This is a genomic window from Mesorhizobium sp. M4B.F.Ca.ET.017.02.2.1 (assembly GCF_003998955.1).
GTDB classification, from domain to species: Bacteria; Pseudomonadota; Alphaproteobacteria; order Rhizobiales; family Rhizobiaceae; genus Mesorhizobium; species Mesorhizobium abyssinicae.
Genome location: NZ_RZOF01000247.1, coordinates 1 through 9,972, shown reverse-complemented (window position 1 = coordinate 9,972; position 9,972 = coordinate 1). Strand labels below are relative to the sequence as shown.

11 protein-coding genes and 1 pseudogene are annotated in these 9,972 nt (G+C 65.8%); 3 read left to right on the top strand and 9 right to left on the bottom strand.

Annotated features, from left to right (window positions below):
* Positions 1–248, top strand: a 248-nt coding sequence (locus EN738_RS24340; protein WP_127285934.1) for an SDR family oxidoreductase, incomplete at its 5' end; no start/stop codon positions are given.
* A 23-nt stretch (positions 249–271) separates the two neighbouring features.
* Here EN738_RS24340 and EN738_RS24335 read toward each other — a convergent pair.
* From EN738_RS24335 to EN738_RS24290, 9 genes are all read right to left on the bottom strand, one after another.
* Complete coding sequence (locus EN738_RS24335; RefSeq protein WP_127285933.1) at positions 272–1,780, bottom strand: aldehyde dehydrogenase family protein; 1,509 nt, start codon at positions 1,778–1,780, stop codon at positions 272–274.
* A 21-nt stretch (positions 1,781–1,801) separates the two neighbouring features.
* The gene (locus EN738_RS24330) at positions 1,802–2,146 is read right to left on the bottom strand and encodes a cupin domain-containing protein (protein ID WP_127285932.1); all 345 of its coding nucleotides are present in this window, start codon (positions 2,144–2,146) and stop codon (positions 1,802–1,804) included.
* A gap of 28 nt (positions 2,147–2,174) precedes the next feature.
* Positions 2,175–2,516 carry a cupin domain-containing protein gene (locus EN738_RS24325; protein ID WP_127285931.1) on the bottom strand — a complete coding sequence of 114 codons (342 nt, stop codon included), beginning with the start codon at positions 2,514–2,516 and terminating at the stop codon, positions 2,175–2,177.
* A gap of 14 nt (positions 2,517–2,530) precedes the next feature.
* Complete coding sequence (locus EN738_RS24320) at positions 2,531–2,881, bottom strand: cupin domain-containing protein (RefSeq protein WP_127285930.1); 351 nt, start codon at positions 2,879–2,881, stop codon at positions 2,531–2,533.
* The gene (locus EN738_RS24315; RefSeq protein ID WP_127285929.1) at positions 2,878–4,152 is read right to left on the bottom strand and encodes a glycosyltransferase; all 1,275 of its coding nucleotides are present in this window, start codon (positions 4,150–4,152) and stop codon (positions 2,878–2,880) included. The genes EN738_RS24320 and EN738_RS24315 overlap by 4 nt, the downstream gene beginning before the upstream one ends.
* A gap of 14 nt (positions 4,153–4,166) precedes the next feature.
* Positions 4,167–5,240: an ABC transporter ATP-binding protein gene (locus EN738_RS24310; RefSeq protein WP_127285928.1), complete on the bottom strand. Its 1,074-nt coding sequence runs from the start codon at positions 5,238–5,240 to the stop codon at positions 4,167–4,169.
* Positions 5,237–6,028, bottom strand: coding sequence for an ABC transporter permease (locus tag EN738_RS24305; RefSeq protein WP_127285927.1), 792 nt, complete (start codon positions 6,026–6,028; stop codon positions 5,237–5,239). The genes EN738_RS24310 and EN738_RS24305 overlap by 4 nt, the downstream gene beginning before the upstream one ends.
* A 183-nt stretch (positions 6,029–6,211) precedes the next feature.
* The gene (locus EN738_RS24295) at positions 6,212–7,054 is read right to left on the bottom strand and encodes an ABC transporter permease (RefSeq protein ID WP_127285935.1); all 843 of its coding nucleotides are present in this window, start codon (positions 7,052–7,054) and stop codon (positions 6,212–6,214) included.
* A 101-nt stretch (positions 7,055–7,155) separates the two neighbouring features.
* A complete protein-coding gene (locus tag EN738_RS24290) occupies positions 7,156–8,217 on the bottom strand; it encodes a spermidine/putrescine ABC transporter substrate-binding protein (RefSeq protein ID WP_127285925.1) in 1,062 nt (353 codons plus the stop codon).
* 228 nt (positions 8,218–8,445) lie between these two features.
* Between EN738_RS24290 and EN738_RS24285 the strand changes: the two genes are divergently transcribed.
* Complete coding sequence (locus tag EN738_RS24285; RefSeq protein ID WP_127285924.1) at positions 8,446–9,384, top strand: GntR family transcriptional regulator; 939 nt, start codon at positions 8,446–8,448, stop codon at positions 9,382–9,384.
* A 12-nt stretch (positions 9,385–9,396) separates the two neighbouring features.
* Positions 9,397–9,972 (top strand): annotated as a pseudogene (locus EN738_RS24280) (glycosyl transferase family 1); the annotation flags it as partial.

Genomic DNA, 9,972 nt, shown 5'->3' with positions numbered 1-9,972 from the left:
CCCCCCGCCACAATGTCCGCATCAACGCGCTTTGTCCGGGCTGGGTCGACACGCCGTTCAACGAGCCGTTCATCGCCCAGATGGGCGGGCGCGAAGCGATCGAAAACTATGTCCGGACCAAGATCCCGATGGGGCGCTGGGCAAGCGCCGACGAAATCGCCGAAGCGATCCTGTTCCTCGTCTCCGACCGCTCGTCCTTCATGACCGGGCAGGCGCTGGTTGTCGACGGCGGCGAAAGCATCGGCTGAGCCAGGGCGTCCCCCGGCTCGCCTTACACGTGCTTGCGGCCGCCGGTGTCGCGAAACCAGCTGTCCGGGTAAGGGTACCACCAGCCCTGGATCTCGGGTTTGTGGTCGATGATCACCATCTTCGAGCGGCGGAAGGCGTCGAGCCCCTGGCGGCCGAGCTCGCGGCCGAGGCCGGAAGCCTTCCAGCCGCCGAAAGGCAGCGCGTCGTTGTCGATCAGCGGATTGTTGACCCAGACCATGCCGGCCTCGAGCCGTTCGGCCGCCTCTTGCGCTTCGGCGAGATCGGTGGTGAACACCGAGGCGCCGAGACCGAAGGGGCTGTCATTGGCAAGCCTGATCGCCTCGTCGAAATCCTTCACGCGGCAGATCGCGGCGACCGGCCCGAAACATTCCTCGCGCACGATCGCCATGTCCGGGGTGACGCCGGTAAGGATCGTCGGCTCGTAGAACCAGCCGGTGTTGTGCGCCGGCGGGATGCGCCCGCCGGTCACCGCCCTGGCGCCGTTGCGAACCGCGTCGTCGACCAGGCGCATGACCTTGGCGCGTGCGGCTTCGCTGACCAGCGGGCCGATCTCGGTCCTGTCCAGGCCGTTACCGATCCTCAGCGCCCGGGTCTTTGCGGCGAACAGATCGACGAAGCGGTCGTGCACCGCATCGACGACGAAGAAGCGCTCGGCCGAGGTGCAGACCTGGCCGGTGAGGTGGAAGGCGGCGGTGACGGAGCCGGCCGCCGCGACGTCGAGCGGGGCGTGTTCCGAGATGATCAGCGGATCGCTGCCGCCGGCCTCGATGACGCAGGGCTTCATGCGCTCGGCGCACGCCACTGCGACGGCCTTGCCGGCGGCAACCGAGCCGGTGAAGGCGACCGCATGGGTGCGGTCGGAGGCGATCAGCGCCTGCGCCGTGGCGGCTCCGCCGGGCAGGCAGGAGACGAGGCCTTCGGGCAGCGAGTGGAACACCGTCATGTAGTCGAGCGTCGACAGCGTCGTCGCCTCCGCCGGCTTGATCACGCAGGCATTGCCGGCGGCGAGCGAGGCCGCCACCGTCCAGCACATCAGCAGGATCGGGAAGTTGTAGGGCATGATGTGGACCGAGACGCCGTAGGGCTCGTAGCGCGCATACTGGAACGAACCCGCTTGCGTCGTGCCGGCGACCTTGCCGGCCTCGTCGCGCGCCATCTCGGCATAATAGCGGAAGATCGGCGCGCAATTGGCGATCTCGCCGATCGCTTCCGGATAGGGCTTGCCCATCTCGCGCACCATCAGCTCGGCGCAGCGGGTGAAGTCCGCCGCCTCGATGGCATTGGCCACCGCGTGCAAATGTTTGGCGCGGCTCTTGGCGTCGAGTCTTTTCCACGCCGCCTGCGCCCTTGTCGCGGCGGTCAGTGTGGCATCGATCTCGCCGTCGCTGGCCGAAGCGATGGCGCCGACCGTCTCCAGCGTTGCCGGATCGATCACCGGTTTTTGCGCACCGGCGGTCGGCCGGTAGTCCGGATTGACGAAGTATACCGGACGGTCGGGCGAGAATTCCATGAAACAATCCTCCCGGTCCGCTCAGCGGATCATGTAGACCTTCTTGATCGTCTCGTGCACGGTGCAGACGCCCTTCCAGTCCTGCGGGAAGAACGCCGCCGTGTCAGGCTCGATCTCGATCACCTCGCCGGATTCATGCACGTAGGTGCAGCGCCCCTCGAGGAAGTGGCAGAACTCGTCGCGGGTGACGTGGCAGTGCCATTTGCCCGGCGTGCAGACCCACAGGCCGCATTCCGAGCGGCCTTCCGGCCCCTTGTAGAGCAGCTTGCCGGAGGTGTGGGACTGGCCCTCGATCATCGTCGGGATGACGCCCCAGTCGACGAGGTCGACAATTGTGAGCGGCGATTGCATGGTCGGCGTGGTCATCGATCTTATCCTGGATTTCTTTGGCTGCTTACCGGCACATGAAGGCCTTGGTCAGCGTTTCGGTGATTTCGGAAGTGCCGGTCCAGCCGGCTGGGAAGAAGACCAGTGTCCCGGCCTCGACCGGGATCGCCTCGCCATTCTCGTGGATGTAGCTGCCGCGCCCGGACAGGAAATGACAGAACTCGTCGACGGCGAAGGTGATGTGGCGCGTGCCGGGCGTGCAGGACCACAGCCCGCATTCGCTCGATCCGTCCGCATGCTGGAACAGGACCTTGCCCGACGCACGCGGTGAGCCGGCGATCGGGTTGGCGCCGGCGCCCCAGTCGTCCAGTTCCACGGTCGAGGCTTTCGGCCAGTGCGGTGTCGGCATGTCAAGTTCCTCGCTCAGGCCAGCATGTAGACGTTGCGCATGGTCTCATGCACGGTGCATTCGCCGCTCCAGCCGGCCGGGAACAGCACCACCGTCCCGGCTGTCACCTCTATCACCTGGCTGTCGTCGGATTTGTAGGTGGCGCGACCTGAAACGAAGTGGCAGAGCTCGTCGCGCGGGATCTTGAGCCGCCAGCGTCCCGGCGTGCAGACCCAGATGCCGGATTCCGGCTGGTTGTTCGGACCCTTGTGCACCAGCCTGCCGGTCGAGTGCGAAGCGCCTTCCAGCGCGTCAGGCTGCGCGCCCCAGTCGACGAGATCGGCGCGGGTCGAGGCCTGATAGAGGTGCGGGGCGGAGGAGGTCACAGCAACTGCTCCAGCAGCCCGGCAGCCTTCTCGGGGCCGTTCTGCGACTGCATCTGCGCCGATGCCTTGGCGAGCTTGGCCTTGATCGCCGGATCGGTGAGGCAGGCCTCGATCGTCGCGATCAGCTCGGCATCGCTCCAGTCGTAGCGCGGCATGCCGAAACCGCAGCCGATCTCGCCGACGCGGGTGGCATTGTCGTGACCGTCCCAGACATAGGGCATGATGATCGCCGGCTTGCCGAAATAGAGGCACTCGGTGAAGGAGTTGTTGCCGCCATGGTGGATCACCGCGTCGACCTGCGGGATCACCGAAGGTTGCGGGAACCAGCTGTCGACGATGACGTTGCCGGGCACGTCGGTGTACTGGTCCTTGTAGCCGCCGACATTGACCAGCGCCCGGTAGCGCGTCTTGCCGAGCGCAGCGATGATGCGCTTCAGAAGGTCGACGTCGCCGGCCCCCAGGCTGCCGAAGGAAACGTAGAGCAGCGGTCCGTCATTGTTCCTGGCGAAGGTCGGTATTGCGTAGGGCTTTTCTTGCCGCACGCAGCCCTCGAGATACTGGAATTTCGCCGGGTCGAGCGGATGCCGGCGGTTGAACTTCGCCGCTTGCGGATAGAGCAGCAGGTTGAGGTAGGGCGAGGCCTCGAAGAACTGGCCGATCGGATAGGGCGCCTCGCCATTGGCGGCGAGGAAGGCGTTGAAGTCGTCATGGATCGGCTTGATCACCGCATTGAAATGGTCGCGGTAGCGCTTGTGGCCGGCGTGGTCGTCCTCGGCGCAACCGGAAAGATGCGGCGGGATGTCCTCGTCCTCGATCTCGTTCTCCGAGCAGGAGATGACCCGCACCCAGGGCTTGCCGTATTGTTTGATCGCCGGAAACAGGATGACGTTGTCGACCGATATGACGTCGGGCTTGATCTTGTCGAGCACGCCGGGCAGATCCTTCTGCGCCCATTTGGCGCTGTCGACGATCGCCGTCCAGCAATCCTTCACATAGTTGTCGACCTGGTCGTAGGGCGACTTGCGGAAATTCGGGATGTGGCCGTTGATGAAGTCCTCCCAGAACTTGGCCATCTGCTCCGGCGGCATCGGCTCGGAGAGGTTCACCGGATGCGCCTCGAAGCCGTAGCCCTTGTAGACGTCGACAAAGCCCGGATCGGACAGGAACACCGCCCTGTGGCCGCGCGCCTCGACCGCCTGGGCGATGCCTACGGAATTCAGCGCCGGTCCAAAGGCCGCTTCCGGGAAAAACGCGATGGTCTTCTGCGCCATGGTTTCAATCTCCATCAATCTGCGAAAATTCTGACATCGGCGGCGTCCCAGCCGAGCTCGATCCGGTCGCCGGCGGCAACCGGCCGGCGGTCGGCGGCATCGGCGGTGACGCGCACCAGGAACGGCCTTTCCGAAAGAGCGGTGCGGACATGCACCTGCAGGTCGAGGCCCTGATAGGCGAGCGCCTCGACCGTGCCGGCAACGCGGTTGGCGGTGTCGGGCGACGGAAACAGCCGGATGCGTTCGGGCCGCACAGCCGCGACAGCCGAGGCGCCCGACGAAAGTGTCGCCGGAACCTTGCCAGTGATCTTCGTGCCATTCGTCGCCTGGACGCCGTTGCCGTCAGCACGGCCGGGGACAAAATTCATCACGCCGATGAAGTCGGCGACGAAGCGGTCGGAAGGATGTTCGTAGATCGCGTGCGGCGTGTCGCATTGCAGCAGCCTGCCATCCTTCAGCACCGCCATGCGGTCGGCCATGACCAGCGATTCCTCCTGGTCGTGGGTGACGATGACGAAGGTGATGCCGACCTCGTGCTGCAGGCGCTTCAATTCGAGCTGCATGGCGCCGCGCAGCTTCTTGTCGAGCGCGCCGAGCGGCTCGTCGAGCAACAGCAGGCGCGGCCGCTTGACCAGAGCGCGGGCGAGCGCGACGCGCTGCTTCTGGCCGCCTGACAATTGCTCCGGCTTGCGGTCGGCGAAGGGCACCAACTCGGTCGTCGCCAGGATGGCGTCGACGCGTCTGCGGATCTCGGCCGCCGGCAGGCGCTCCATTTCGAGGCCGTAGGAGACGTTGGCCCTGACGCTCATATGCGGAAACAGCGCGTAGGACTGGAACATCAGGTTGACCGGCCGCTTGTTGGGCGGCGTGCGGGCGATGTCGCGGCCGTCGAGCAGGATCTGGCCGTCGCTCGGCGTCTCGAATCCGGCCAGCATGCGCAGCAGCGTGGTCTTGCCGCAGCCGGAGGGACCGAGCAGGGCGAAGAACTCATTCTCGCGGATGTCGAGCGAAATGCCGTCGACGGCCCTCACGCGGCCGAAATTCTTCGACACGCGATCGATCCGAAGCAGCGTGCGCGGTTCGCTCATTGGCCGATGACCCCACGATTGAGCCGCTGCGAAAGGGTGAGCGCGGTGATCGAGACCGCCATGACGATGGTCGCCAGTGCGTTGATCTCCGGCGTGATGCCGAAGCGGATCATCGAATAGATCTGCATTGGCAGCGTGGTCGAGGCGCGCCCGGCCCCGGCGGTGAAGAAGGCGATGATGAACTCGTCGACCGAGAGCGTGAAGGCGAGCAGCGCGCCGGCGACCACCGCCGGCAGGATCACCGGCAGCGTCACCCGCCGGAAGGTGGTGAGCGCGGAGGCTCCGAGATCGGCGGAGGCCTCGACGATCGACCAGTCGAAGCTCTTCAGCCGCGCGCGTACCACCGAGCAGACGAAGGCGAGGTTGAAGACGACATGGGCGAGAATGATGGTGTGCAGGCCCATGGTGACATCAAGCACGGAGAAGAACGACAGCAGCGCGATGGCGAGCACGATGTCGGGGATGATCATCGGCGCGAAGATTAGTGCCTCGAGACCCTTGCCGTACTGCCGGCGCATCTCGATGCCGATCGCCAGCAGCGTGCCGAGCAGCGTGGCGATGGCGGTCGAAACCAGCGCCACGATCAGCGTGTTCAGCGCGGCCTGCAGGATCGCCGCATTGCCGCCGAGCGAGGCGTACCATTTCAGCGAAAACCCGGACCATGCCGTCGGCAGTCCGCCCGCATTGAAGGACAGCGCCACCAGGACGGCGATCGGGATGTAGAGGAAGGCGAAGACGAGGACGAGGATCGTCCGCAGGCCGAGAAGGCGGGCAGGCGATGAAGTCATGGCTGCCCTCCAATGATCAGGAGGCGAGTGGCCGGACAGCCTCCTTCCCCCCGTTTACGAGGAGAAGATGCCGGCAGGCAGATGAGGGGCAGCGCTGAGCGTCGCAAAGGCTGGCGCCGCCCCTCATCCGCCCCTTCGGGGCACCTTCTCCCCGTGAACGGGGAGAAGGAAGCAAGGGAGCGCTCAGCCATCGGCGCCTCCCTCAGCTTCCTTGGTTCGGCCGGCGGCGCGGTCGGCAAGCAAAGCCTGCGCCATCAGCACCGCGAGCATGATGGCGATCAGCGCCATTGCAAGGGCGGCGCCGAACGGCCAGTCATTGGCGGTCAGGAACTGGTCGTAGACCAGGTTGCCGATCATCTGGAAGCGGCCGCCGCCGAGCAGAGCGGGGGTGACGAAATTGCCGATCGACAGCACGAAGACGAAGACCGCGCCGGCGGCGATGCCCGGCACCGTCAGGGGCAGGATGACGCGCCGGAAAGTGGTCAGCGCCGAGGCGCCGAGATCGCGCGAGGCCTCCGCCAGCTCGGGGTTGAGGCGCGACAGAGGCGCGTAGCAGGCGAGGATGACGAAGGGCAGGTAGTTGTAGACCAGGCCAGCGATGACGGCGCCCTCGGTGTAGAGCATCGACGGCGGCTCGCCGGTGTAGCCGATCCAGCGCAGCAACTGGGTGACGAGGCCTTCGCGGTTGAGCAGCACGATCCAGGCGTAGGTGCGGATCAGATAGTTCGACCAGAACGGCAGCACGGCGAAGAACAGGAAGACCGGCTGCAGTCGGCGGGGAGCCGCTGATATCGCATAGGCGGCGGCGTAGCCGATGATGACCGCGATCAGCGTCGCGGTGCCGGCGATGCGCGCCGAGTTGAGGAAGATGCCGGCGTAGAGCGGGTCGAGGACCTGGCTGAAATTCTCCAGCGTGAAGGTGTATTCGATGCCGCCATAGATGCCGCGCCGGAAGAAGGCGAGCGCCAGCACCAGCGCGCATGGCACCACCATGACTGCGGTCAGCCAGGCCAAAGCCGGCGCCATCAGCAGGTTGGAGCGAAGTCTGGTCTGGGACAATTTTCGATACCGCTCAGCGGCCGACGGCGACAGCCCGCCATCGGCCATTGTCTCTGGGCTGCAAGCGCCTACTGCGCGGCCTTGATCTCGCTGACGATCTTGGAATAGTCGCGCTGGGCGTCACCGACGTCGCGCAACTGCTCGAACTTGACGAGGTCGGCCACCGGCATCGCCATGTTGGGGAATTTGGCCAGGAAGTCGGCCGGCAGGCTCTCCATCGCCGGCTTGTTCGGCACCTTGTAGTCGATGTTCTGGGCCGCCCATGCGTGGTTCTTGGCGTCGAGCATGAAGTTGATGAACTTGAAGGCGGCGTCCTTGTGCTCGGAAGCCTTCATCACCACCATCGTGTCGACCCAGAGGTCCGAGCCTTCCTTCGGGATGACGTATTTGATCTCGGGTTTCTCGGCGATGCCGTAGTTGCACCAGCCGTCCCAGGCCTGCACCAGCAGCGCCTCGCCGGACACCAGCTTCGAATAGAAGGTGGTGTCGTCATAGGCGAGCAGGGTCTTCTTGGCCGAGATCAGCAGGTCCTTGACCTCGGCCATCTTGGCCGGATCGGTCTCGTTGACGGAGAAACCCTTGTCGAGCTGGCCGGCGGCGAGCAGCCAGCGGTCGGTCGCCAGCATGGTGGTCTTGCCCTTGAGGTCGTCGGAAGGCGCCAGCAGGTCGCTCCAGCTGGTCGGCGCGGCCTTGACCAGGTCCGAACGATAGCAGAGGCCGGTCGTGCCCCAGGTGTAGGGCACCGAGAAGGCGTTGCCGACATCGTGCGGCAGCTTGGTCGCTTCTGGATAGAGATTGGCGAGGTTGGGGACCTGGGCATGGTCGATCGGCTCGGTCAGGCCGAGCTTGTTCAGCACCTCGGCGAAGGGCGAGGAGACGAAGACCACGTCATAGCCCTTGCCGCCGGAGGCAACGAGCTTGCCCATGATCTCCTCATTGGTGGCGTGGACCACGACCTCGCCGGCAACACCGGTCGCGCTCTTGAAGGCGGCCATGGCGTCGGGCGCCATGTAGCCGTCCCAGTTGGAGATGACGAGGTCGGCGGCGGCCGCCGGCGCCGAAAGCGCCAGAGCGAAGCCGAGCGCGATTGAAGACGTTCTGAACGAACGATGCCGCAGGGCGGTGGTCATGACAGTCTCCCATTCCGGTTGGTCAAATTCGTTGGCGGACCGGCATTCGCGGTTCCCGCCGCGGCTCGATCCTGTTCCCCGGTCTTTTGTTGCCGATTGCAGTGACAGTACTATTGCAGAAAAAAGTACGTCAATCCATAATTTGGCAGGCGGCTCCGGAATCTGGCCGATTGCCTCGGCGGGGACGATCGGCCAAACCGGGGTCGCACCGATCCACGAGAACAAGTCATGCAAGCGGCAGCCAGGCGACCTCGCACCAACCATCTCGATCTCGCGCAGCGCATCCTGGACGTTGCCAGGCAGCGCGGCTTCGCGCCCGGCGCCCACCTTCCCGAGCAACAGATCGCCTCGCTCTGCAGCGTTTCGCGGACTCCGGTGCGGGCGGCGCTGCGCCTGCTCACCGAACAGGGCGTGGTGCGCTGGGAAGCAGCCACAGGCTACCGCCTCGCCATCGACCTCGCGGCGCAAAGGGCTGTCGCCACCGAATTGCCGAATGCGGAGGAAGACGAACTGGCCGAGGCGATCCTGCGCGACCGCTCGGCGCGGCGGCTGGACCAGACGGTAACCGTCAGCGGGCTGATGCGGCGCTACGATGCGGAACGCAAGACGGTACTAAAAGCGCTTCAGAGACTGACTGAAGAGAATCTCGTCGACCGCGCGCCGGGCCAGTCCTGGCTGTTTCGCCGGGCGCCCGACGATCCCGAGGCGCAGGGCGAGAGCTACGACTTCCGGCTGCTGCTGGAACCCGCCGCCATATTGACGCCGGGCTTCAGCCTCGACGGCGCGCGGGCGGCGGCGCTTCGGCAGGGCATGGAGGCGCTGATGGCGCAGCCCGATGCGGCCTTCGACACCAGGGAATTCCAACGGCTGGACATCGAGTTCCACGGCATGATCGCCGACGGCTCGGCCAACCGGTTCATCACCGACGCGCTGTCCGATCATCTCCGGTTACGCCGGCTGCCCGGCATCTATGCGGGCGTCAACGTGTTCCGGCTCAAGCAGTCGCTGCGCGAGCACCTCACCATACTCGACCATCTGGAAAGCTGGCAGTATGAGGTTGCCGCCGATCTGTTGCGTGTGCATCTCAGGCTGTCGCGCAGCCAGCGGCCACGGGCGGCGAGCCGCGGCGCGCCGGCGCTGTTCGGCATGATCAGCCGGCCGGATTGACCGAGGACCATCGTGACGCGCAAAGCCAGCCCGACCATAGCGCTGTTTCCCGAAGCGAGCTTCGGCGCGGCGCTCAATTGCGTCGGCATCGCGCAGGCCTTGCGAGCCAGGGGCGCCCGGCCGGTCTTCATCTGCCATGCCGGCTTCTCCGGCGTCTTTGCCGATTACGGCTTTCAGGAATACCAGCTGCCGACCAACGACCCGCTGAGCGACAGCGAGCGGCAGAGCTACTGGCAGGCTTTCGTGCGCCGACACCTGCCGCATTTCCGGCTGAGCCCGGTCGACCAGCTCGAAACCTATGTCGCGCCGACATGGCAGGCGATCGTCGACACGGCGGCCCAGGCCGAGGCGCCGCTCAGGCAATTGCTGGCGCGGCTGAAGCCCGACGCCGTCGTGCTCGACAATGTCATCATGTTTCCGGCGATCGCCGGCGCAAGCTGCCCGTGGGTGCGCGTCGTCTCCTGCGCCGAGACGGAATTGCCCGACGCCGAGGTGCCGCCCTATCTTTCCGGCCTTGCGGCCGACGACCCCGGGCGCGCCGCCTTCGAGGCGCGCTATCTCGCGGCGGTCGCCCCGGCGCATGAACGG

Coding starts and splice junctions, on each gene's coding strand:
- EN738_RS24335 (WP_127285933.1), bottom strand. CDS start 1,780: ATGGAATTCTCGCCCGACCGTCCGGTATACTTCGTCAATCCGGACTAC.
- EN738_RS24330 (WP_127285932.1), bottom strand. CDS start 2,146: ATGACCACGCCGACCATGCAATCGCCGCTCACAATTGTCGACCTCGTC.
- EN738_RS24325 (WP_127285931.1), bottom strand. CDS start 2,516: ATGCCGACACCGCACTGGCCGAAAGCCTCGACCGTGGAACTGGACGAC.
- EN738_RS24315 (WP_127285929.1), bottom strand. CDS start 4,152: ATGGCGCAGAAGACCATCGCGTTTTTCCCGGAAGCGGCCTTTGGACCG.
- EN738_RS24310 (WP_127285928.1), bottom strand. CDS start 5,240: ATGAGCGAACCGCGCACGCTGCTTCGGATCGATCGCGTGTCGAAGAAT.
- EN738_RS24305 (WP_127285927.1), bottom strand. CDS start 6,028: ATGACTTCATCGCCTGCCCGCCTTCTCGGCCTGCGGACGATCCTCGTC.
- EN738_RS24295 (WP_127285935.1), bottom strand. CDS start 7,054: ATGGCGCCGGCTTTGGCCTGGCTGACCGCAGTCATGGTGGTGCCATGC.
- EN738_RS24290 (WP_127285925.1), bottom strand. CDS start 8,217: ATGACCACCGCCCTGCGGCATCGTTCGTTCAGAACGTCTTCAATCGCG.
- EN738_RS24285 (WP_127285924.1), top strand. CDS start 8,446: ATGCAAGCGGCAGCCAGGCGACCTCGCACCAACCATCTCGATCTCGCG.